Genomic DNA, 24,792 nt, shown 5'->3' with positions numbered 1-24,792 from the left:
GCCTCAATTTGAGGCGGCTCTTGGCATTAAATAATTGGGGGACTTATTAATTTTTAATGAATCGTAGTGACTGGCTTGCTCTATCTCCAGTAAGTTTAAGGAAGTATACGCCTGTCTGTAAATCTGAAATATTAAGACTGGTAATTGCATTAGTAAAATCAAAGGATTTTACTACACTACCCACTATATTAATAATTTCAACATTGACGATAGTTGTATCCGTAGGGTTTGATACGGTTATTGAGCTCTGAGCTGGATTCGGGTAAATACTGATACTGGTATCTAGTAGTGCAGCGCTAGTAGAAAGCGCCTCGGCATTTATTGCCCACTCTAAAGTGTTAGACATAAGTTGTCCCACATCTGAGCTGCTTTCCCAAAAATCCGTTCTAGAGTCTGAAGATGGAGGAAAGAGATTTATGTAAGCACGTCTTGTGTGCATTTGTCCTACATTGTCTTTTGTTATAATGAGTGGTGATCCATCTGTCCACTCAGCAATCACTGTAGCACCGTTTGCTATATATCCTTCTGCGTTATGAAAAGATGCCATACCACCGTCTATAAAACTTATATCTGTCATAATAGTGCTCTCTGGATGATGTATGGTACCAAGACCTAGATAGGCATCACTGGCTTGGCCACATTGCATATATAATTCATATGAAGACCAGTCGCCCATAATAGGTATACTTGCTCCAAATGTTGCATCTACTACTGCGCCTCCGCTCTCTATATATTGAGCGAGCACATTACCAAAAGCTATAGGGTCACTAGGCTCACTATCTGTAAAGGTAAAGACCGCATCATACCCCTGTAATTCCTCAAGAGTGGGTGTGCCTGTAGTTGTGTTAAATGTGACAACATTATGTCTCCCTATCTCCTCTATTTTTTCCTCTACATCAAAAAGCCATACTTCGTGTGCTGGTGATGCAGCAATAAGCACAGTAGAGCCAGGTGAGTTGGGTAAAATCTGTTTACCATAGTTATTTTGATAACCAGTAAGTGTAGGCAAATTCTGAGAGATAGCGCTGCTCCCCTGTGCAGAGCTTTGTAGACCATTTAGGAGTAAAAGGATCGAAAATAATAATGTTGTAAGTTTCTTCATAATAAAGGTTGTTTATTACGCAATTGCGCTGTGAATAATAAGTATGATTTGAGGGTATTTAAATTTAATCGGTTAAAACAGTAGTTTATAGGTGTTTAACCTATTTGTTTAGTCCGAATATACTTACATTAAAATGCTGAAAGTCAGAATATTACAAGTTAATAATCTCATTTTTTTATCAATACAACGATTTAGTAAGAAAACAGCTGTTTTTCTTACTTGTATTATTCTAAAGTCTTGAAAATGAGCAAAAAATTTAAACGGCAGATAAAGGGAAGTTAGATTATCAAAATGAAACAATTTTTATGTGTGCCGTTCTATAATTATGAGTACTAGTACTTATATAAATATTGAGATTTTAAGCAGTACTCTCCTTAAAATCCCGTACTTTTACACCCCGTAAACGAACCTTCAGAAAATCCTTAAATGGCATCTACAAAATACATCTTCGTAACGGGCGGAGTATCCTCTTCACTAGGTAAAGGTATTATCGCAGCATCACTAGCAAAACTTTTGCAGGCGCGAGGATACAGAGTCACTATTCAAAAATTAGATCCTTATATTAATATAGATCCTGGTACACTTAATCCTTATGAGCACGGAGAATGCTATGTAACAGATGATGGTGCAGAGACAGATCTTGATCTGGGACATTACGAGCGTTTTCTTAATGCACCTACCTCACAGGCTAACAATGTTACAACGGGACGTATCTATCAAAGTGTGATAGATAAAGAGCGTAGAGGTGAGTTTTTAGGTAAAACAGTGCAAGTAATACCTCATATTACAAATGAGATTAAGGAGCGTATCCAGATTTTAGGAAAGAGTGGAGATTATGATATCGTTATTACTGAGATAGGAGGAACTGTAGGCGATATAGAGTCATTACCATATATAGAGAGTATACGCCAGCTTAAATGGGAGCTAGGTAAAAAGAACTCGCTGGTTATACACCTTACACTTATACCATACCTTGCAGCAGCAGGAGAACTTAAAACTAAGCCTACCCAGCACAGTGTAAAAACACTTATGGAGAGCGGTATTATGGCAGATATACTTGTATGCCGTACAGAACACGAGCTAGGGTATGATCTTAAGGCAAAACTTGCACGTTTTTGTAACGTAGAGCAAGAAGCTGTTATAGAGTCTAGAGATGCTAGTACAATATATGACGTACCAAACTTGATGCTAGAAGAAGGCCTTGATGCAATATCTCTTAAAAAATTAGACCTGCCAGACGCCACACAACCAGAGCTTACGAGATGGAATGAGTTTCTAGCAAAGCATAAAAACCCAAAATCTGAAGTAACGATAGGCCTTATAGGTAAATATGTAGAACTTCAAGATTCTTATAAATCTATACTTGAAGCATTTATACACGCAGGTGCAGAAAATGAGGTTAGGGTAAATATAGAGAGCATACATAGTGAGCATATCACTCCAGAGGTGATTAAAAATAAAATTGCAAACCTAGACGGTGTGCTAGTAGCACCAGGTTTTGGAGAGCGCGGTATAGAAGGTAAAATTAAGGCAGTGCAATATGCAAGAGAGCATAAAATTCCGTTTTTAGGAATATGCCTTGGTATGCAAATGGCAGTTATTGAGTACGGAAGAAATGTTTGCGAGTTTACAAAAGCAAACTCGACAGAGATGGACCCAAACACTCCGCACCCAGTGATAGATATAATGGAGGAGCAAAAGAGTATCACAGATATGGGAGGTACAATGCGTCTAGGGGCTTGGGTTTGTAAGCTTGCGCCAGATAGTATTGTAAAAGATGTATATGGCGATGAAATCATTATGGAAAGACACCGTCATAGATATGAATTTAATGACGCATATCGCGAGCGATTAGAAAAAGCCGGTATGAAAATTACAGGTACTAACCCAGATACAGGTCTTGTGGAGATTGTAGAAATAGAAGATCACCCTTGGTTTGTAGGCGTGCAATATCACCCAGAGTATAAGAGTACGGTAAGCAACCCGCACCCGCTATTTGTAGCGTTTGTGAGAGCAGCCGTTAGTTATGCTCAAGACAGTACGCGTGCCAGTATGGCATAAATAAACCCTTTGGCGAGTAAATTGCTTTGAGAAAATCACGCTTTCGCGAAAGCGTAATCAAAAAACACACCTAAACAGGATTAATGAAAAAGAACTTTGACACAAATTCACTTATTGGAATGCTCCTTATGGGAGGTATCCTTTTATGGATCATCTACTTTAATAAGCCTACAGCCGAAGAGCTAGAAGCTGAGAAAGCAGCACAAACAGAGCAGGTAGAATCACAAGATACAGGTGTGGCTAGCCTACCGGTTGCACAAACAGGTCCCGCAGTAGCATCAGACTCTATTACAAACATTGCATTACAAAACAGACTAGGTGCATTTGCATACTCTGGCTCATTACCATCTGCAAAGGAGGGAGCAACCACTACCATTTCTAACGATGTTTTAGAAATTAAAGTGAGCAATAAAGGTGGATATATAACAGAGGTGAAGTTGCTACAGCATAGCACTTATGACTCGATACCTGTATACCTTATTAAAGATGGTAACAGTACTTTTAATGTAAGTTTTAGTACGTCTGATAACCGTAATCTTAATACTAAAGACTTGTTTTTTGAGCCTAGTCCTTCTAAAAATGGTAACAATGATGTGTTATCTATGAAGCTTAAGGTTTCTAATAACGAGTATCTAGAGTACCGTTACGAACTTAAGGAAGGCGATTATATGATGGATTTTGGGATGCGTTCTCAAGGACTTTCTACTAGACTTAACACATCAAACCCTATGCGTATGCAGTGGGACTTTAAAGGGATGCGTCACGCACGTAGCCAGTCTTATGAAAATAGATACACGCGTCTTACATATAAGTATGAAGAAGATAAAACAGATAAGCTCTCACCAGCTGGAGATGATGATGAGATAGAAGAGGATCTTGTGTGGATGAACTACCGCCAGCACTTCTTTAGCTCAATGCTTATCTCTGAGACACCTTTTAAAGAAGCGAGACTTACCTCAAAAGATCTTTATAAAGAAGCAGACGATAGAGATGAAGAAACCATATTTACAAAACAATATGGATCTGACGTTTTACTAGAAGCCAAAAATGGAGAGCTAGACTACGCTATGCAGATGTACTATGGCCCTACAGATTACACAATCCTTAAGTCTTATGATCAAGGACTAGATGAGGCTATGCCATTAGGTTGGGGAATATTTGGGTTCTTAAACAAGTACCTTGTGATTCCGTTTTTTGGATTCTTATCTGGATTCTTACCAGCAGGTATTGCCATTATAGTAATGACTATTGTTATAAAATTATTTTTATCTCCTGTACAGTATAAACAGTACACGTCACAGGCTAAGATGAAGATTCTTAAGCCAGAAATTGCTGCTATCTCAGAAAAGTATAAAGATAACGCAATGAAGAAGCAGCAGGAGACTATGGCGCTGTATAGTAAGGCAGGGGCAAGTCCCGCCGCAGGTTGTTTACCAGCGTTATTACAAATTCCAGTGTTTTATGCGCTATTTACGTTCTTCCCATCTGCGTTTGATTTAAGAGGGAAAAGCTTCTTATGGGCAGATGATTTATCTAGCTATGATGAGATTGCAAAGCTTCCGTTTGAGATTCCTTTTTATGGTGATCACGTGAGTTTATTTCCTATACTAGCTGCAGTTACTATTTTCTTCTCTATGAGATTAACTACAGGTAACCAGCAAATGCAACAGCCTACTCAAGAAGGTATGCCAGATATGAGTAAGATGATGAAGTATATGATGTACTTCTCACCATTACTTATGCTTGTTTTCTTTAACCAGTATGCAAGTGGTCTGAGTTTATATTACTTTATTTCTAACTTGCTTACTATAGGTATTATCTTAGTTATTAAAAATGTGATTATCGACGAAGAGAAGATAAGAGCAAATATAGAAGTGAAAAAAGCTAAGCCTAAGAAGCAAGGTAAGTTTGCAAAGAAAATGCAACAAATGATGGAGCAAGCAGAGCAACAGCAGAAAAATAGAAAGTAAGCTGCTTCTTTATAAGTATCATATCAAAAACTCCTACCTCTTCAGGTAGGAGTTTTTTAAGTTTTATGGGGTATGAGAGCGCTTTCGCGAAAGCGTAAAAAGAAAATGTAATAGCCGCTGTAACAAAACCTATGATGTATCGTCTTCCTAATAACTAACCAATTAATCGATGGACCAACACTCGTTCATAAAGCTTGTAAATCCTTTTAAGGATAAGATATATCGCGTTGCAAAGCGATTGCTCGTATCACAAGATGAGGCGCAAGATGCTACGCAGGAAGTACTACTGCGACTATGGACAAAAAGGTCTAAAATAAAAGAATATCGAAGTGTTGAAGCATTTGCGATGACGATGACAAAAAATTATTGCTACGATAAGCTTAAAGCTAAGGGAAGCAATAATCTTAAAATCGTTCATAACAATTATGAAGATCACTCAGGTAATACAAGCAAGCATATTGAGGTTACAGATGAGGTCGCGTGGGTGTTTAAACTTATGGAAGACCTACCAGAGCAACAACGACTTATTGTACAAATGAGAGATGTAGAGCAAATGGACAATGCAGAGATTGCCGTGGCACTCCAGATGAATGAGATCGCTGTGCGAGTAGCACTCTCTAGAGCCCGCAAAAAACTAAGAGAAGAATTGATTAAAAAACGAAATTATGGAATCTCATAATATAGAGAAACTACTAGAAGATTACTTTGAAGGAAGTACTACGCTCCAGCAAGAAGCACAACTACGTGACTACTTTACGGGTGATAACGTGGCGCCACATCTTCAAGAGTATGAAAGTATGTTTACAGCATTTGCCGTAGCAAGTGAAGAGACTTATGATAGACCTATTGTATTACCTAAGCAGCACAAGCCTAGATATAGATTTATGGCAAGTGCAGCAGCAGCGGTAATAGTAGGACTAGTAATCTGGACGCAAGGTACTCAGGTAGATAATCGTATCTCTACAAATTATGAAAATGAAGAAGTAGCCATCTTAAAAACCAAGCAAGCCCTTGGTATGATGTCTCAAATGATTAACAGTAGCACCACACAGCTAGATGTGGTAGAAGAATTTGACAAAGCCTCTAGCACCTTATTTAAATAAAAATCAAAAAACAAAGAAGATGAAAAAGTTAATAATGATAGCAGCTCTTGCCTTAGTAACCCTAGCAAGTAACGCCCAGAGCCCTTTTGATAAGTACGAAGATCTTAAAGGAGTAAGCTCTATAGTAATGAATCAGAAGATGTTTAAGCTACTCAGTAAAGTAGATCTTAACTCATCAGACCCAGAGATGCAGCAATACATAAACCTAGTAGATAACCTAGAAAATGTAAAGATGTATACCAGTGCAAATGCAGGTATAATGGACCAGATGAACGCCTCTATGAAAGGCTACATAGCAAGCAGCGGTTTACAAGAACTAATGCGAGCAAAAGATGATGGTAAGAATGTAAAGTTTTACTATAAAGAAGGAAGTAGTGAAGACTATGTAAAAGAGTTTGTAATGTTCTTAAACGGAAATATGGAAGGTGAGCAACGTGCTGTATTCTTTCAGGTAACTGGAAACATAGATTTAAAGCAAATATCTAAGCTAGCTCAAGACCTAGATTTTAAAGGGAGTGAAGCTCTTAAGGAAGTTCAAAACGCAAAAAAGGCATAATATGTATAACACAATAAAAACAGTAGTAGCAGCCTTTGCGGTATTGCTCACACTTGCAAGTTGTAGTAATAAACAATCGTTGCAAGAGTATTATGTAGATAATCAAGAAAACGGTGACTTTATTCTTGTAGACGTACCTACTAGTTTACTAGGTAAAAATGTTGAGGCGTTAAGTGAAGAGCAGCAAGAGGTTTTTAAAACCGTGCGTAAAATAAACCTTATGGCATACCAGACTAAGTCTGGTGATACGGCAGCAATGCAAGTAGAGCGAGACAAGGTAAAAGAGATCCTTACCTCAGATGATTATGAGGAGCTTATGAAAGCCAGTGGAGATATGGGGCAAATGCGTCTCTATTTTAAAGGAGAAGAAGATGCTATAGATGAGGTAATCTTCTTTGGTGCAGATGATAATAAAGGCTTTATGCTTGCTCGCTTACTAGGTAATGATATGAACATAGGAGATATGATGCGTATGGCAGAGTCTCTAGAAAAGAGTGATATAGATGTATCACAATTTGGAAGCATTATGGAAGTTTTTGATAATAAATAAAGTCAAAAAATGTTGAACGCATAAGCCCTATTTGGCGATAGGCTTTCCATATATAGAGGTACCCGCAAGGTTGCCTCTTTTTTTTGGAGCACATTCAGCAGGTGTATTTACAAGAGCAGTATCCCGCTTTACGTTGCAATTCCTCGGGATGGCGCAGCCAGCCCTGCGGGATTTACACTACAATCGGGGCTAGCTATGAGATTTCTAGAGTACTCCCTTAGTACCCTATAATTGGCAAGTATATTTTCATCTAAACGTGTATCTTAGACAACCTAATTTTACGATATGAAAAAATACAGCATTCTCGCCATTTGTTTATTAGTCGCAACCAGCACCTTTGCACAGTTTTTAGATTCAAAAAAAGATCTAGTAACCTCAAAAGGTTTTTTCACACTGCATTATGATGAGAGTGATGATAAGATATATGTAGAGGTAGATAAGCTAGATGAAGAGTTTTTATACGTACACTCACTGCGCACAGGCTTAGGAAGCAACGACATAGGTCTAGATAGAGGACAACTAGGGGGTAATGCAGTAGTAAAATTTCAGAAAGTAGGTAATAAAATAATGCTCGTACAGCCTAATATGCGCTACAGAGCAAATACTACAAATGAGCTAGAACGCAAATCAATAGAAGAAGCCTTTGCAAAGTCTGTACTCTTTGGCTTTCCTATAAAAGAGCAAAAAGGGGGGAAGTACCTCATAGACTTCACACCGTTTTTACTAGAAGACACACACGGTGTAGCTGCGAGATTAAAACGTGGTAAGGAAGGTACTTATAAATTAGACAAAACAAGAAGCGCTATGTATATGGAGCGCACAAAGGCCTTTCCAGAAAACACAGAGTTTGAGGCGCTACTCACTTTTAAAGGCAGCCCAACGGGAAGAAACATACGCTCTGTTTCTCCAGATGCAAAGGCACTCACTGTGGTACAGCACTACTCATTTGTAAAGTTGCCAGATAATAAGTACGTGCCTCGTCCTTTTGATCCTCGTGCTGGAGTAAACGCAACTACATACCTAGATTATGCAACACCGGTACAAGAGCCTATAGTAAAGCGCTATGCTAACCGTCATAGACTGGAGAAGAAAAATCCTAATGCAGCAATGAGTGAAGCGGTAGAGCCTATTATCTACTACCTAGATCCTGGTACACCAGAGCCAGTAAGATCTGCATTACTTGAGGGAGCAAGCTGGTGGAACCAAGCATATGAGTCGGCGGGATTTAAGGATGCATTTCAGGTAAAAATGTTGCCTAAGGATGCAGACCCTATGGATGTGCGTTACAATGTAATACAATGGGTACACCGCAGTACAAGAGGGTGGAGTTATGGAGCAAGCGTGCGTGACCCACGTACAGGGGAGATCATAAAAGGGCACGTAAGCCTAGGGAGTTTAAGAATACGTCAAGATTTTTTAATTGCTCAAGCTTTGATGAATAAGCCTTTTGCAGAGCGTGATGATAATTATGAGCCTATGCTAGAGATGGCACTCGCAAGAATAAGACAGTTAAGTGCTCACGAGGTAGGTCACACTATAGGGTTTGCACACAACTTTGCAGCAAGTTCAAACGGTAGAGCTAGTGTTATGGATTATCCGCACCCTACACTTACGTGGGATGGAAGTGAAGTAGATTTTTCTAATGCCTATGCAACAGGTATAGGAGAGTGGGATAAAGTTACTGTACAGTATAACTACGGAGTGGCTCCTAAGGGAGTTTCAGAAAAAGACTATCTCAATACTATTTTAACTAAAGCAGAGCAAAGTGGCTTACGTTATATAACAGATAGTGATGCAAGACCGCAGGGGGGAGCTCACGCTAAGGCGCACCTATGGGATAATGGCGCTAGTGCTTACCAAGAGTTAGATAAAATGCTTGCTTTAAGAAAAGGGGCTATCGCAAACTTCTCTGTAGATAATATACGTAGCAATGAGCCGTACTCTGTGCTTGAAGATGTATTTGTGCCACTATATTTTTACCACAGATATCAAACTGAGGCGGCGGTAAAAATGGTAGGAGGTCTTGAGTATAACTATGCTGTAAAAGGAGATAATAATCTTGACGTTACAAAAATTCTTGACGCTGATGAGCAAAAAGCAGCGCTTAGTAGTGTTTTAAAAACCTTGAAGGCAACAGAACTGGCTATACCTAAAGACAAGTTGGGATTATTCCCTCCTCGAGCACAAGGGTATGGGAGATCACGTGAAAGTTTTAAAAGTAACGATGGTGTAGGCTTTGATGCTTTAGGTGCTGCAGCAACAGCAAGTGATATGACGTTGTCAGTGCTTCTTCATCCAGAAAGAGCAAACAGACTTGTACAGCAGAAGGCGATAGACCCGTCTCAAATGGGACTTGATGGAATGCTCTCTACGCTTGTAAATAGCACCATATTCAGTAATGAGCAAGATTCTTATAAAGCAGGAGTACAACAAACTATAAATTACAATGTACTTAAACATCTTATGAATCTTTCGGCGCATAGTAAGTCTATACCACAGACTAAAGCTTTTACAAGAGCACAGCTTAAACAGGTGAGAGCAAAACTCGCTAGTCAAACTACAGATGCAAATGCAGTATTTATGGTAGATGAAATTGAGACATTCTTAAAAGCACCAGAAAAGTTTAAGGTGTTACCATCTCCAAAAATTCCAGATGGATCACCTATAGGATGTATGTAAGTACGCTTTCGCGAAAGCGTAATCTTAAAACTCACCACCACATATTATAATTATATCATACACTAGAATTAATGAAAATAGATTTACGCTCAGATACACTCACAAAACCAACTCCGGCTATGCTCGATTTTATGATGCAAGCACAGGTGGGTGATGATGTTTACAAGGAGGACCCGACAGTAAACGAGTTAGAAAGTCGCCTGGCAAAAATGTTTAAGATGGATAGCGCTCTATACTTCCCAACTGGGAGTATGGCAAATCAAGCAGCCATTAAGTTACACACACAGCCAGGAGAGCAACTTATAGCAGATGCTTATGCTCACGTTTATAATTATGAAGGAGGAGGAGTATCCTTTAATAGTGGTGTATCGTGCAAACTTATAAATGGTAATAGGGGTATGATAAGTGCATCTCAAGTAGAGGCAGCTATAAATCCGCCGGATTTTTATCATAGTCCGCTCACTACATTGGTGTGTCTAGAAAACACAACAAATAAAGGTGGAGGAGCTTGTTATGATCTAGAAGAGATAAAGAAAATTAAAGCAGTGTGTAATAATCACGGCTTAGGTTTACACCTAGATGGTGCACGATTATGGAATGCCCTTGTGGCAAAAGGAGAGGAGCCGTCTAGTTATGGAGAACTATTTGACACTATATCTGTATGTCTTTCAAAAGGCCTTGGAGCTCCTATGGGCTCTGTTCTTATAGGAAAACGACAATTTATGGATAAGGCAATGCGTGTGCGTAAAGTTTTAGGTGGTGGTATGCGCCAGGTAGGGTATATGGCCGCTGCTGGCCTGTATGCGTTAGACCACCACGTAGATAGAATGGCAGAAGATCACCAGCGAGCTCAAGAAATAGCAATATTACTAAAAGATCAAGCTTACATTAAATCTGTTGAGTCTACTGAGACAAACATTATAATATTTAACCTTAAGGATACTATAGATGTGGCTTCTTTTACTAACTATCTTTTTGAAAATCAAATAGCTATAAGTGATATGGGACAAGGTAAATTAAGAATAGTGACTCATTATGATTACGATAAAACTGCTCACGCACGTGTTTTAGACGTTTTAGCCAGATTTTGAGGCTGTTATTAGATTTAAATTATTTGAGTAAAATACATCATTGCTTAAAGATTCGATTTTTTTGTGTTGTTGGTCGGTCTAAATACGTATTTAATCCCTTTTGAACTTTCTTAAAAAAAAAGTTAACGTCTTTATAAGGGAAAGCGGTTATTTTTGTACTTTTAAATTGAATTCCAACACTTTAATCTTTTAACTATCAATTATTATGAAGAAAATTTTATTTTTATGTGCCCTAGTAGGATTTGCATTTGCAAATGTTCAAGCACAAGATTTACCTACTAATCCAGAACCAGGTAAATGTTACGTACGTTGTACAACTCCAGACATCTATGAGACTCAGAGTGTACAGATCCAAAAAACACCAGCTTACAAAGTACTTAAAGTTGTACCTGCTCAATACGACACAGTAACTGAGCGTGTAATGGTAAAAGAGGCTTCTAAGCGTCTTAGAGTAATACCAGCTACTTACAAAACTGAAACAGTAACTTATGTAAAGAGTACTTCTGGTTCTTCTTTAAGAGTAGTTCCTGCTTCTTTTTCTAACGATACTGAGACTATCGAAGTAAAATCTGCTTATGCGCAGTGGGAATTAGGTGCTCCAGCTCCTGATTGTGCTTCTTCTAACCCAGACGATTGTCGTTACTGGTGTTATAAAGGGTACCCAGCTGAGTATACTACAGTATCTAAGCGTGTACTTGCTTCAGATGCAACAGTACAGTCTACTCCAGGAGGTTCTGCAAACGGAACTTACACTAAGAGAGTTGTAGATCAGCCTGCAAGAGTAGTTGAGGAAGAAGTTCCTGCTGAGTTTGCAACTATCACTAAAACTGTACTTGTAAAGGATGCTACTACTACTGAAGAAGTAGTTGCTGCAACTTTTGACACTGTATCTAAAGAAGTTCTTAAGCAAAAAGGTGGTCTTACTACTTGGAGAGAAGTTGAGTGTGCTCTTGTTGAGTACCAAGCACTTCCTATCAACTGGAATACTAACTCTGCAACTTTGACTCCTGCTGCAAAAAACATTATCGATACTAGATTAATGCCATTACTTGCTGAAAACCCAGGTGTAAAATTAGAGATCGCTTCTCACACAGATTCTAGAGGAGCTGCTTCTTCTAACCAAGATCTTTCTGAGCGTCGTGCACAGTCTGTAGCAAACTACCTTATCTCTAAGGGAGTAAACAACAGTCTTCTTGTAGCAAACGGATTTGGTGAGCGTAAGCTTAAAAACCGTTGTGCAGATGGTGTTTCTTGTACTGAGCGTCAGCACGCTGCAAACCGTCGTACTGAATTCCGTCTTATCAATAACTAAGACTTATATTAGCACTAGCTAATCAGTTATATAGTAAAGCGCCTTCATTATGAAGGCGCTTTTTTTTGCTTCATATTCTAATAAGTGATTAGAACAAAAAAAGGCTACCACGCTATGTGGATGCCTTTTTTAATACAGTATATATGTTGTGTTATTTAAACATATCCATTCCTGGTATGTTAGGCATACCTTCCTTAGCAACGGCAGCCATTTCTGTATCGTGTATATCTTGTGCCTTCTCAAGCGCTTTATTAAGGGTTAATACAAGATAGTCTTCTAGTTGTTCTTTATCTTCTAGTAACGCTTCATCAAGGCTAATCTCTTTTATACGGCCACTTGCTGTCACAGTCGTTTTAAGTAATTGGTCTGACGATGCTTCGTCTATTAAAACTGTTTTAAGTCTTTCTTTAGTTTCTTCGGCTTTTGCTTTGGCTTCTTGTAGTTTACCCATTAAGCCCATCATATCTCCAAACATATGTATTTTTTTTAATCATTAGTGAGTACAAAGTTATTAAAAGCATTGAAGACCTATTTCATACAAGCCAGAATTGTTAGACAGATGGGTTGTACTTTTGCATTTCTATAAAATATATAAGGTCTTGATAAAAAATAACAAACCACCTGTAGCCAAAAAATCACCTGTTCAACTAGAAAAGCATAATGATATACGAGTAGACGATTATTTCTGGATGAATGAAAGAGATAGTCCGGAGGTGTTATCACACCTTGAAGAAGAAAATAGGTATTACAATGAAATGACGGCTCATACCAAAGCATTTCAAGCTGAACTTTTTGAGGAGATGAAAGGTAGGATAAAAGAAGATGATGCTTCAGTACCTTATAAGCACAATGGCTATTGGTATTACAGACGTTTTGAAACAGGTAAGGATTACCCGCTATATTGTAGAAAAGAGGGAAATTTAGATGCTCCAGAGATCATCGTTTTTGATAATAATGAGATGGCTATTGGTCATTCTTATTTTAGTCAAGCTAGCTATTCTGTCTCAGAAGATAATACCATTGCGGCTTACGGTATTGATACCGTAAGTAGACGCCAGTATACCATACGTTTTAAAAATCTCGTTACTGGAGAGATTCTTAATACTGAAATTAAAAATACAACAGGGGGAGCTGTATGGGCAAATGATAATAAAACTGTCTATTATTCCAGAAAAGACGAAGAGACACTACGCTCTAACCAGATATTTAAACACACATTAGGTACAGATCCTAGTGAAGATGTGCTCGTTTATCAAGAAGACGACGAGACATTTTATACTTATGTATTTAAGTCAAAGTCTAAAAAATATATTCTCATAGGTTCTGACAGTACGATGACGAGTGAGTTTAGATTTGCATCTGCAGCCCGAGGAACAACAGACTTTAAAGTTTTTCAAGAGCGTACACGAGGTCTTGAGTATGCAGTATCGCACTATGATGACGCGTTTTATATACAGACTAATAAAGATAAGGCTACTAACTTTAAGGTAATGAGAACCCCAGAATATCAAACAGCGATGCAGCACTGGGAAGACCTTATACCTCACAGAGAAGACACGCTTATAGAAGACGTTGAGATTTTTAAGGAGTACTTAGTGATAAGTGAGCGTAGCAACGGGTTAAATAAGATAAGAATCAAAAGTTGGGATGATAGCGTAGACTATTACCTTCCTTTTGATAATGAGACTTATGATGCATACCCTACGACAAATATAGATTTTGATACTCATATTCTTAGATATGCTTACAATGCTTTAAATACGCCTGCATCTGTTGTAGACTTTGATATGAAAACTCAAGAAAAAACGGTTCTTAAAGAACAAGAAATTATGGGTGAAAACTTCTCAAAAGATAATTATAAGATGGAGCGTATCTGGGCACCAGCCCAAGATGGTGCAAAAATTCCAATCTCAATCGTTTATCATAAAGATACAGTGCTAGACGGAAACGCTCCCCTACTGCAATATGCATACGGAAGCTACGGAAGCACCATAGATCCATCCTTTAGTAGTATACGTCTTTCTTTACTTGATAGAGGTTTTATCTATGCCATTGCGCATATACGAGGAGGGGAGTATCTAGGTCGTAAATGGTATGAAGATGGAAAACTGCTAAAAAAGAAAAACACTTTTACAGATTTTATTGATGTTTCGAAATTTTTGATAGCACAAAATTACACATCATCAAAACATCTTTATGCATACGGAGGCTCTGCGGGAGGTTTACTTATAGGTGCAGTTATAAATATGGCGCCAGAGCTCTATAACGGGGTTATCGCTGCTGTTCCATTTGTAGATTTAGTTACAACGATGCTTGATGATACCATACCACTCACAACGGGAGAGTATGATGAGTGGGGAAACCCTAATGATAAGGAGTATTATGAATATATGAAGAGTTACAGTCCTTATGATAACGCTTTCGCGAAAGCGTACCCTAATATACTAGTAACCACAGGTTATCACGATAGCCAGGTGCAATACTGGGAACCTGCAAAATGGGTAGCAAAACTTAGGGAGAACAACATTTCTAATAACCAAATCATCTTCCAGTGCAATATGGATGCGGGTCACGGTGGAGCATCAGGGCGTTTTGAAGCCTTAAAAGAGGTGGCGCAAGATTATGCGTTTTTGCTTGATTTAGAGGGGATTACTAAGTAATGCTACAGCTTGATGTTTATAACTGTATGGAATAGAACCACTAAGAAAGATCTTATTTTTAAAAATTATAGTATTTTTGCTCTGTTTTGCGCGCACGTTTTAACCAGAAACTGCGCAAGGCACTAACCTAGATATATGAACAAGGACTTAAACGTTTATGATAACGCGTTACAACTTATAGGTAACACGCCCCTCATAAAATTAAATAGCATAACAGCCGATTTTGACGGTGAATTTTTAGCCAAAGTCGAAGCTTTTAACCCAGGTCACTCTTCAAAAGATCGTATAGCTCTTCACATTATAGAGGAGGCAGAGCGTACTGGAGTACTTAAACCCGGCGATACTATTATAGAGACTACATCTGGTAACACAGGTTTTAGTATTGCAATGGTGAGTATCATAAAAGGATATGAGTGTATACTTGCAGTTAGCTCAAAATCTTCGCCAGATAAAATAGATGCTCTTAAAGCAATGGGAGCAAAGGTGTATGTATGTCCTGCAAATGTGAGTGCAGACGACTCAAGATCTTATTATAGTGTTGCAAAGCGTCTACACGAAGAAACAAAAGGGTCTGTATACATTAACCAGTACTTTAATGAGCTTAATATAGATGCTCATTACCTCTCTACAGGTCCCGAAGTATGGAGTCAGACTAAGGGAGAGATTACACACCTTATAGCTTGTAGTGGTACAGGTGGTACAATATCTGGAACTGCTAGATTTTTAAAAGAGCAAAATCCAGAGATAAAAGTGATAGGGATAGATGCCTATGGATCTGTGATTCAAAAGTATCACCAGACTCGTGAGTTTGACGCTACAGAGATTTACCCTTACAGAATAGAAGGTTTAGGTAAAAACTTAATACCTACTGCTACAGATTTTGATGCTATAGATGAGTTTGTAAAAGTGAGTGATGAAGAGGCAGCACATAGTGCTAGAGAAATCGCTACTACAGAGGGCCTTTTTGTAGGTTATACAAGTGGTGCCGCTATACAAGGTGTAAAGCAGCTAGCTGCACAAGGAGAATTTACAAAAGATAGTAAAGTAGTTATAATATTTCCAGATCACGGAAGCCGTTATATGAGTAAGGTCTTCTCTGATAAATGGATGAGCGACCAAGGCTTTTTTGATAGTCAAAATGAAGAAGCTGTCGCAACTATAGAATACATAAAGTAATCTAAAATATTACGTATATTTAAACTCCTACCTCGTGTAGGAGTTTTTTGTTTTTGGCATTCATACTATTCGATTTTACTGTTAGGTAAAAATGTCAAAATTGTGTACTTTTGCACCTGTTTTCAAAACAAGCATATGAAAGATTTATTTGATAAAATTTACAAGGATAAGGGACCATTAGGTAAATGGGCATCAGTAGCAGAGGGATATTTTGTATTCCCAAAGTTAGAAGGGCCTATTTCTAACCGTATGAAGTTTCAAGGGAAAGAAGTGATCACGTGGAGTGTAAATGATTATTTAGGTCTTGCAAATCGTCCAGAAGTAAGAGCAGTAGACGCACAAGCAGCTGCAGACTATGGATCTGCTTACCCTATGGGTGCTCGTATGATGTCTGGTCATACAGAGCTACACGAGCAACTTCAAAATGAGTGTGCTGCCTTTGTACAAAAGGAAGCAGCTTACTTACTTAACTTTGGTTACCAGGGTATTATGTCTACTATAGACGCGCTGGTAGGTAAGGATGATATCATTGTGTATGATGTAGATACCCACGCTTGTATTATAGACGGTGTGAGACTGCATATGGGTAAACGTTTTACCTACAAGCATAACGATATGGCAAGTATCGAAAAAAATCTTGAGCGTGCTACAAAAATGGCAGAGCAAACTGGCGGAGGAATCTTAGTGATTTCTGAAGGTGTATTTGGTATGCGTGGAGAGCAAGGGAAACTAAAGGAGATAGTTGCTCTTAAGAAAAAATTTAATTTCCGTTTACTTGTGGACGATGCACACGGTTTTGGTACACTAGGTGCTACTGGTGCAGGAGCAGGTGAGGAGCAAGGTGTTCAAGATGATATAGATGTATACTTTGCAACCTTTGCAAAATCTATGGCATCTACAGGAGCATTTATTGCTGGAGATCAAGAAATAATAGATTACTTAAAATATAACCTACGTTCACAAATGTTTGCAAAGTCACTGCAAATGCAACTTGTGGTAGGAGCACTTAAGAGACTAGATATGCTACGCTCTATGCCAGAACTTCGTGAGAAGTTATGGGAGAATGTAAATGCATTACAAGGTGGTCTTAAGGAAAGAGGTTTTGATATAGGTACAACACAATCTTGTGTAACACCAGTATATCTTAAAGGATCTGTGCCAGAAGCAATGGCACTTGTAAAAGACTTGCGTGAGAACCACGGAGTGTTCTGTTCTATTGTAGTATACCCTGTAATACCTAAAGGTCTTATACTTCTTAGAATGATACCTACGGCATCACATACGCTTACAGACGTAGAAGAAACACTTAACGCTTTTGAGGCGATACGTGAGCGTCTTGATAATGGAACGTACAAGAGACTTTCGGCAAAGGTGGCTGAGGCTTTTGGAGCTTAAGTTTCAACTATAATAAAAATGAAAACCCGTTACTAGATATAGTAACGGGTTTTTTTATGCTTTCGCGAAAGCGCAATAACAACTATTCACTTTCACTTACCATTGATAGCTTGTTATCAAATTGAAGTGTTCTAATAGGGAATGGGATATTTACATCATTTGCATCAAAGGCTTTCTTAATTGCTAGCATCCCTTTATGCTTTGCTGTGAGCTTATCCTTGCCGTTTTCACAGTCTACCCAGTAACGACATACAAAGTCTATAGAACTGCCGCCAAAGGCTGTGTAAAAGAATTCTACCTCTTCATTAGATCCGTTTTGTGCAAACGTATTGTTTATAGTATCCTTTGTGAGTTTTTCTACCATCTCAAGATCAGATTCATAGCCTACACCACATTCTATAATAATGCGTGCGCGGTCTGTGATAGAGTAATTTTTTAAAGGATTATCTGTAATTGTTTTGTTAGGAATGATTACAATATTGTTATCTGGTTCACGTATACTAAAATTATTAAGTTTTATATCCTCTACATAGCCAGTATAACCACTAGTTTCTACCCAATCGCCTATATTAACTCGTTTTCTAAAGGAGAGTATAATCCCTGCAATACCATTTGCAAGCGCTCCTTGCAAGGCGAGACCTATAACGAGTCCAGATACACCGGCACCGGCTATAAGTGTGTTGAGCGTTTTATCGAGATTAAGAACGCCTAAGGCAAGAAATAAGCCTACAAGCACAACGATTACGGCAAGAGCTCTACCTATAAGTTTTGTAATAGATTTTTGCGGTACATACTTCTTTACTACTTTTTGTGAGTACTTATTTACTAGGCGTGATACAAAGTATGCGATCACGAGTACAAGTATAGCGACTGCTAGATTAGGAAGGTTTCTTATAAATGCTTCTACCCATCCCCATAATTTGGTCGATAGGTTATTTAATGATGCTGTTATTTTATCCATTCGGGTTTTTTCTTTGGTTTGAAACCAAATTACTACCAAATGTTAAAATTTCTATCTCATTTAACCTTCATTAACTAGTAAATATGGGTATTTCTAAAAAAAATTAAGAAAATAGGAGTACGCTTTCGCGAAAGCTATCTCGTGGCCTCTAGTTCTTCTTGCTCTGCAATGCGGGCAGATATCTTTCCATCTGCTATGATTTCTTTAATGTCTTGAACTTCTTCTTTTGACATACTAGGGTTAGGAACATCTACATCTACGAGCGGGAAAGCGATGTTATAATACATTGCAAAATGATCTGAACCAAAGCGCGGTAAGCGCTTCATTTGTGTAACGTGCAAATCCTTTGAATAAAATAAATGATCTAGCGGAAATCTAAGTAACCAGTAGTTTGCGTGGAAGGATGGATACAACCCTCTTCCTACTCGTGGGTCAAGATATCCTGTCATTTTACTAAAAAGGCGTGAGGTTTTAGACCATACCACATCATTAAGATCACCACATACCACGGTAGCGTCTTGTGACTCTCTACATTTTTTACCCACAAGCATAAGCTCTGCATCACGTTCTTTTGACGTTTCATTTTCTGTAGGACTCGGTGGAGCAGGGTGTATTGCAATTAGATTAAATAGCTGGTTTGCGTAGTTTATCTCGCAATGTATAGAAGGAATATCCTTTTCTACTAGATAGTGTATATCTGCACTCTTAAAGGGAATTTTAGAATAGATATGCATCCCATAAAAATTATCTAGCGTAGCCTTTACAGTATGTATATACTCTGGAAATGCCATAGAGATGGCATCATCCCACTTTTGGTCTGACTCCATCGTAATGAATATGTGAGGCTTGCTTTCCTTTATGAGCTTTATAAAGTCATCATAATTTGTATTGGTCTGTAAAACGTTTGCTGTGACCAGCGTGAGTTGTTCTTTGTGAAATTGCTGCTTAGGCTTACGTCTGTGATAAAAAGGCGTGTATGGTCTTATAAGAATGACCTGGTATAGCAGTACAGCTGCAATGGCAGTAATAGCAATTATTTGCACGACATTAAATTGCTTCCAGAAAATAAAAGCAAGGGCAATGAGTATAACTTGTATAACAGCCGTTTGTAATCGCACAAAATCAAAAAACCTAACGGTCCAGTGAGATATAGGCAATAGCGGTAGCAGTGGTGCTACAATAAACAAACAGATAAGCCCTATTAACATAGTAGTAAATGTAAACAGGCTATATGATATTTGCTATATTTTTTACAATACTTTGTGATGACAGCTTTTAGCTGTCACCTAAAAGCTCTTTCATTTTTGCACCTAGGGCAGATCCTCTTAGGTCTTTTGCGATAATAACGCCATTCTCATCAAGTAAAAATGTAGCTGGTATTGCACGCACACCATAGCTTCTAGGTATTGGGTCTTGCCAGTAATTTAAGTTAGAGACGTGGTACCAGTCCATTTTATCATCTTTAATAGCTTTTTTCCACCTAGCTTCTTGACCTGGTCTGTCTAGGGATACACTTATAATATTAAGTCCTTTATCGTGATACTGGTTATATACGTTTACAACATTAGGATTTTCCATACGGCAAGGCCTACACCACGATGCCCAGAAGTCTATGATAGTATACTTTCCTAATGCATCAGATAAGGCAAGTTCTTTACCTTCTGGAGTCTTTGCGCTAAACTCAGGCGCTTTATTACCTACACTAGCTAGAGCACTGGCAATACGTTGTGATTTGAGTTGTGCGATATAATTTTCTACGCTTTCACCTATAGGAGAATCTTGTATGTCTTTTGATAAGCTCTGGAAATAAGCATCAGACTCATCTACTTTAAGAACTTTTGCATTAATAAGATCAGATAGAGCTATGATTGAGACCATCTTGTCTGTATTATTCTCTACTACTGCCTTTTTATCAACAATAAATTGCTCGTCTATATCTGCTATTTTTTCACGCATAAGTGTGACCATTACGCCATCTGTCTCACGTTGCGCTTTTTGCATTTCTTTAATGTATTGTTGTTTTTTTACAGCTGTCTGTCTAGCGCTATTTCTGTAAGAATTAAATAATTCATTTTCTAAACTTCCTGTCACAATTGATGCGCCTAGACTATCTTTGTACAATTCTACAGTAAGAGGTTTTGCATCCTTTACTAGTAAGAGTTGGTTATTAGGTTTGCCTTGGCTCAAGATTAAAATACCAGTACCCTCTGTTATTGGTTTTTTAAAAGTAAAAGTTTCGGCAGTTACCTGGGCAGTGTCTAGAGCTATACGCTTATTGTTAGACCCCAGTTCTTCTAGATAAAGCTCTGTGCCATCTGGCATACCAGCAGCGGTTCCTTGTATTGGAGAAATATCATTATTCCCACAAGAATAAAGTAATAAAAGTACGGTTATCGCTACTAATTGTTTCATAAATGATTATTTTAAGTAACAAAAATAAGAATAGTGCGTATAATAAAGAAAGAAAGAGGGCTATAGAAGCCAGAAGTTATGAAGACGAGTATGCAATTTAAAAATCAAGATTTTCCGTTGGACCTACGCTTTAGTGTGGAGAAGCTTATGGCGCACTACACCCAAGAAGCAGCAACAGATCATCTACAGGCTCAAAATAGAATTAAAGAGCTTACTCAAATAACACAAAAATTTCCTGAGCTTATCACAGGTATAAGCGATCTAGACAACTTATCACAATATCAAGAGCAGATAGATAATTTACTGTTAGATCTCTTTCCTGCAGTATTACAAGGCAATGAAATAAAAATTGTCTCAATGCCATTTCAGGAAACGGTATTACAGTCTACAAAGCGATATAAGTCTATTATAGCTAGCGGAGGTGAAGAGTATACTCCGGAGATAACAAACTTTGATGATAACCATTATTACATAATGGGCTGCAGTATTATCTTAATGCAGTATTATGGTTATAAAATAGACTTTAGAAGGCCATTTTATTACGAGATACCAGATGCAAGTGGTATGACACGTTCATATAGAATGTTATATAACGGAGACTTTGTAGATATAGAAAAAAAGCCAGAAACTCCAGAAATCACAGAAGAGGATGTTGCCGTGTTATTAGATAACTTTGATAATATAGAGGTGTGGAAAGAAAAATTCCCCTCTCAAGGTTATATTTTTAAAGGCTTTGTAATCGCAAACCTATATGACGCCACGGTAGATGTATCCATATCAAATCTAAAATCTGGTCTATTACAATATGACCAAGATGATACAAACTTTACAGAAGATTTTCATAAAATCTTTCAAGCTATATTCAATTTACCAGAAATCCAAATAGGTTTTTCTAACTATAATGAGCAAGAAGGTAAATTTGAACTGGTACCACTTAAAAAAATAAACAGTTACATCCTTTACGGTGAGACTGAGGCGACGTGTACATCTGCCCTTTGTGAAGGATCTTATGATGCCGTTTTTAAGACAGGTAAGTATTTTGCAGTATCAGATATTAAACAATATCATAAACGTTTTCCAGACATTAAGATGTATGAAAACTTTAAAGATCAAGGTATAGGAAGTGTGATACTAGCTCCTGTAAGGTATAAAGGTAATTTGCTAGGAATATTTGAGTTAGCTTCTCCCAATATAGGTGAGCTTAACACTATTAATGCAAATAAACTAGAAGATGTAATGCCTTACATAGTCGAGGCAGTAGTGCGCAATAAAGAGCAGCAAGAAAATGAGATAGAACTCGTTATTCAAAACGAGTGTACGTCTATACATCAGAGTGTCTACTGGAAATTTGAGCAAGAGGCAAAACGCTTCTTAAAATTACAAGCTCAAGGAGATGCAAACGTTCAGTTTAGAGATGTTGTTTTTAAAGATGTATACCCACTCTTTGGGCAAATAGATATTAAAGGCTCTTCAGAAGCGCGTAATAAAGCTACGCAAAAGGATATCTTATTACAGCTAGATAAGGCTATAGAAATTCTAAAAGAAGCACGCAGTATAGAATCTTTACCTATCTATGAGCAATTAGAATATAATCTTAATGAGTTTTTAGTAGAAACTAAAGAGCAACTGGAGGTAGATAGTGAGCGTAAGATTCTTAACTTTTTAAAAGAAAATATACGCCCATTATTCAGCCATTTATTAAAACGCAGTGATAAGCTCAAAGCACTCATTACATCATATAGAAGCCAGATAGAAGATAATCTAGGTCTTGTGTACCGACACCGTAAAGAGTACGACGAGTCTGTTATGTTACTCAACAAGCGTATGGCAGCCGTACTCGAAAAGAAGCAAAAAACAGCTCAAAATATGTACCCACACTTTTTTGAATTGTTTAAAACAGACGGAGTAGAGCACAATATGTACTTAGGAGAGGCTATTACAAAAGACGATAGCTTCAATAAAATTTACCTCTATAATTTACGACTGTGGCAACTACAAGTAATGTGTGAGATGGAAAATGAACATTTCTCGCTTTCGCGAAAGATGGATCACCCACTAGAGGTTGCCTCTATGATACTCGTGTTTAACACTTCACTATCTGTTCGTTACAGAATGGACGAAAAACGTTTTGACGTAGATGGCACTTATAATGCTAGGTATGAAGTGGTAAAAAAGCGAGTAGATAAAGCTTATATAAAAGGCACTCAAGAGCGTATTACACAAGCTGGTAAAATTACCATCGTGTACTCGCAATATGAAGACGAACAAGAATACTTACGTTATATAAAATTCTTGCAGACCAAGAATTATTTAGGATCTGAGATAGAGATACTTCAGTTAGAAGATTTACAAGCGGTTACTGGCCTCAAGGCACTACGTGTAAACGTGCTTTACGCTCAGAAAAAGGGAAAAGCAAAAAAGAGCTTCTATACCTATGAAGATCTTATGGAAGAGATAAAGGCATAAATAGTATACCTTAGGCTTTATTTATATAAAGCCTAAGGTCATATTAGTAAGGTCACCCACACCTTCTACCACAGTGGCAGCTTTATCTCTATAGATAAAGAATACTGCAAACGTTATTACAGATATGATAATACCTATCATAAAGACATTATAGGTCATACGTAGCAACTTATATTTCCTGTCGAGTACGACTCCTAAGAAGTATAAATCTTTTGTAAGTGCAGAGTATATGTATTCTTTATCTTGCAACATCTCTCCTATAGCCCACTCATAATCTTCAAGTTTCATTTTATGAAAATTTCCAAAGAATAGTAGGTTTACCTTTTTTTGACGTACATCCTCTTTGTCAAATTCACCGCGGGTAACGTTTGGCCTGGTAGCTATAATAGACATTACCATAGAGATCATTGCAAAAAGCACAAATACCGCAGTAGGATATATTAAGTGAGCATTACTTTCATTCTCAAGTTTTGGGATAAGATTTGCAAGGGCAAGAGAGATTACAATCGCATTTACAGAGAGTAAAATGTTTGCCTTTGTATCAGCAATATCACTAAGCTTGATGTGGTTACGTAAAGCAATACGATACATAGACTGGATACCTTTTTCTGGACTTGCGTCCTTAAGTTCCATTTTTATTTTTTCTTTCTTTCTAGCTTTTTTTGCCTTTTTACGTGCCTTTGTTAGATCGTTAAGATTGCTATCTTTTTTGGGCTTCCAGTTTTCTTGGGCATAGGTGGTATAGTACTTATGTTTTATTGTAAACATCTCTATGTTTGCCTTTGTCCACTCTTCTGGAGTGTACTCCTTGATGTTTTTTATTTTTAGTTCTTGACGCAAGTATTCACTAGCTTCTGGAAAATAATCTTTGGCAAAATGGGATGCATCTGCATCTCTAAGTACCTTCTCTAGATAGGTTTCTGGCTCAACTCGCATATCTGTTGCGAGTATTACTTTTTTAACTTCAGAGATAATATGATCATCTACACCTTCACCTTTTAAGAAGGTTTCTGCCATTTGTGCACTGCGTGCTTCGTGCTCTTTTGTGCCGTCTACATACCCTATATCGTGCAGTAGTGCACCTAGTTGAAGAATGAGTTTTTCTTCATCTTTAAGGTTTTCTTCACTATTATCTATAATTTCTTGGGTACTTTTAAGGACTCTCTTTGTATGTACATAATTATGATATATACACGTCTTAGGTAGTTCGTTATCAAAAAGTTGAGAGATATAGTTATCCGTTTTTTCGAGTAATTCGGTCATAGTAATTGCAAGCGATTAGACTTCTAAAGTACATT

Annotated in this window: 19 protein-coding genes; 13 read left to right on the top strand and 6 right to left on the bottom strand. The window is 37.8% G+C overall.

What is annotated here, in order from left to right; all coding sequences use genetic code 11:
* Positions 1–46: 46 nt before the first annotated feature.
* Positions 47–1,102 (bottom strand): T9SS type A sorting domain-containing protein, encoded by a 1,056-nt coding sequence (locus ACFO5T_RS14760; RefSeq protein WP_380035951.1) that lies wholly within the window; start codon positions 1,100–1,102, stop codon positions 47–49.
* 426 nt (positions 1,103–1,528) lie between these two features.
* On the opposite strand from ACFO5T_RS14760, the gene ACFO5T_RS14755 reads away from it, so the two are divergent.
* The 9 genes from ACFO5T_RS14755 (at position 1,529) to ACFO5T_RS14715 (ending at position 12,424) form a co-directional block, all read left to right on the top strand.
* Positions 1,529–3,163 (top strand): CTP synthase, encoded by a 1,635-nt coding sequence (locus ACFO5T_RS14755; RefSeq protein WP_380035949.1) that lies wholly within the window; start codon positions 1,529–1,531, stop codon positions 3,161–3,163.
* Positions 3,164–3,246: 83 nt separating this feature from the next.
* Positions 3,247–5,133 carry a membrane protein insertase YidC gene (yidC, locus tag ACFO5T_RS14750; protein WP_380035946.1) on the top strand — a complete coding sequence of 629 codons (1,887 nt, stop codon included), beginning with the start codon at positions 3,247–3,249 and terminating at the stop codon, positions 5,131–5,133.
* A 169-nt stretch (positions 5,134–5,302) separates the two neighbouring features.
* A complete protein-coding gene (locus ACFO5T_RS14745; RefSeq protein ID WP_380035943.1) occupies positions 5,303–5,812 on the top strand; it encodes an RNA polymerase sigma factor in 510 nt (169 codons plus the stop codon).
* Positions 5,799–6,236 carry a hypothetical protein gene (locus tag ACFO5T_RS14740; RefSeq protein WP_375252402.1) on the top strand — a complete coding sequence of 146 codons (438 nt, stop codon included), beginning with the start codon at positions 5,799–5,801 and terminating at the stop codon, positions 6,234–6,236. The genes ACFO5T_RS14745 and ACFO5T_RS14740 overlap by 14 nt, the downstream gene beginning before the upstream one ends.
* A gap of 19 nt (positions 6,237–6,255) precedes the next feature.
* The gene (locus tag ACFO5T_RS14735; protein WP_375252401.1) at positions 6,256–6,792 is read left to right on the top strand and encodes a DUF4252 domain-containing protein; all 537 of its coding nucleotides are present in this window, start codon (positions 6,256–6,258) and stop codon (positions 6,790–6,792) included.
* A gap of 1 nt (position 6,793) precedes the next feature.
* The gene (locus ACFO5T_RS14730; RefSeq protein WP_380035938.1) at positions 6,794–7,342 is read left to right on the top strand and encodes a DUF4252 domain-containing protein; all 549 of its coding nucleotides are present in this window, start codon (positions 6,794–6,796) and stop codon (positions 7,340–7,342) included.
* Positions 7,343–7,627: 285 nt separating this feature from the next.
* Positions 7,628–10,021, top strand: coding sequence for a zinc-dependent metalloprotease (locus tag ACFO5T_RS14725; protein ID WP_380035935.1), 2,394 nt, complete (start codon positions 7,628–7,630; stop codon positions 10,019–10,021).
* A 71-nt stretch (positions 10,022–10,092) separates the two neighbouring features.
* Positions 10,093–11,112, top strand: a complete 1,020-nt coding sequence (locus ACFO5T_RS14720; RefSeq protein WP_380035932.1) for a threonine aldolase family protein — start codon at positions 10,093–10,095, stop codon at positions 11,110–11,112.
* A gap of 205 nt (positions 11,113–11,317) precedes the next feature.
* Positions 11,318–12,424 (top strand): OmpA family protein, encoded by a 1,107-nt coding sequence (locus ACFO5T_RS14715; protein WP_038600509.1) that lies wholly within the window; start codon positions 11,318–11,320, stop codon positions 12,422–12,424.
* Positions 12,425–12,575: 151 nt separating this feature from the next.
* On the opposite strand, the gene ACFO5T_RS14710 is transcribed toward ACFO5T_RS14715, so the two are convergent.
* Complete coding sequence (locus ACFO5T_RS14710) at positions 12,576–12,899, bottom strand: YbaB/EbfC family nucleoid-associated protein (protein WP_035328382.1); 324 nt, start codon at positions 12,897–12,899, stop codon at positions 12,576–12,578.
* Positions 12,900–13,023: 124 nt separating this feature from the next.
* Here ACFO5T_RS14710 and ACFO5T_RS14705 point away from each other — a divergent pair, with 124 nt between their 5' ends.
* The 3 genes from ACFO5T_RS14705 (at position 13,024) to ACFO5T_RS14695 (ending at position 17,655) form a co-directional block, all read left to right on the top strand.
* Positions 13,024–15,084, top strand: coding sequence for a S9 family peptidase (locus tag ACFO5T_RS14705; RefSeq protein WP_380035927.1), 2,061 nt, complete (start codon positions 13,024–13,026; stop codon positions 15,082–15,084).
* 135 nt (positions 15,085–15,219) lie between these two features.
* Positions 15,220–16,260 (top strand): PLP-dependent cysteine synthase family protein, encoded by a 1,041-nt coding sequence (locus ACFO5T_RS14700; protein WP_035328387.1) that lies wholly within the window; start codon positions 15,220–15,222, stop codon positions 16,258–16,260.
* A gap of 135 nt (positions 16,261–16,395) precedes the next feature.
* Positions 16,396–17,655 (top strand): aminotransferase class I/II-fold pyridoxal phosphate-dependent enzyme, encoded by a 1,260-nt coding sequence (locus ACFO5T_RS14695; RefSeq protein WP_035328391.1) that lies wholly within the window; start codon positions 16,396–16,398, stop codon positions 17,653–17,655.
* Between the two features lie 82 nt (positions 17,656–17,737).
* Here ACFO5T_RS14695 and ACFO5T_RS14690 read toward each other — a convergent pair whose 3' ends face one another.
* The 3 genes from ACFO5T_RS14690 to ACFO5T_RS14680 form a co-directional block, all read right to left on the bottom strand.
* Positions 17,738–18,616 (bottom strand): mechanosensitive ion channel family protein, encoded by an 879-nt coding sequence (locus ACFO5T_RS14690; protein ID WP_380035923.1) that lies wholly within the window; start codon positions 18,614–18,616, stop codon positions 17,738–17,740.
* Positions 18,617–18,750: 134 nt separating this feature from the next.
* The gene (locus ACFO5T_RS14685; RefSeq protein WP_380035920.1) at positions 18,751–19,824 is read right to left on the bottom strand and encodes an endonuclease/exonuclease/phosphatase family protein; all 1,074 of its coding nucleotides are present in this window, start codon (positions 19,822–19,824) and stop codon (positions 18,751–18,753) included.
* A gap of 67 nt (positions 19,825–19,891) precedes the next feature.
* Positions 19,892–21,028 (bottom strand): TlpA disulfide reductase family protein, encoded by a 1,137-nt coding sequence (locus tag ACFO5T_RS14680; protein WP_038600527.1) that lies wholly within the window; start codon positions 21,026–21,028, stop codon positions 19,892–19,894.
* Positions 21,029–21,106: 78 nt separating this feature from the next.
* On the opposite strand from ACFO5T_RS14680, the gene ACFO5T_RS14675 reads away from it, so the two are divergent.
* Entirely contained in the window at positions 21,107–23,494 is a 2,388-nt protein-coding gene (locus ACFO5T_RS14675; RefSeq protein WP_380035916.1) for a GAF domain-containing protein, read from the top strand.
* Positions 23,495–23,515: 21 nt separating this feature from the next.
* On the opposite strand, the gene ACFO5T_RS14670 is transcribed toward ACFO5T_RS14675, so the two are convergent.
* Entirely contained in the window at positions 23,516–24,757 is a 1,242-nt protein-coding gene (locus tag ACFO5T_RS14670; protein ID WP_035328401.1) for a Pycsar system effector family protein, read from the bottom strand.
* Positions 24,758–24,792: the final 35 nt, after the last annotated feature.

This window comes from Dokdonia genika (assembly GCF_042652845.1).
GTDB lineage: Bacteria > Bacteroidota > Bacteroidia > Flavobacteriales > Flavobacteriaceae > Dokdonia > Dokdonia donghaensis.
The sequence above is the reverse complement of the archived record's forward strand: the minus strand, read 5'-3'. Positions and strand labels throughout refer to the sequence as shown.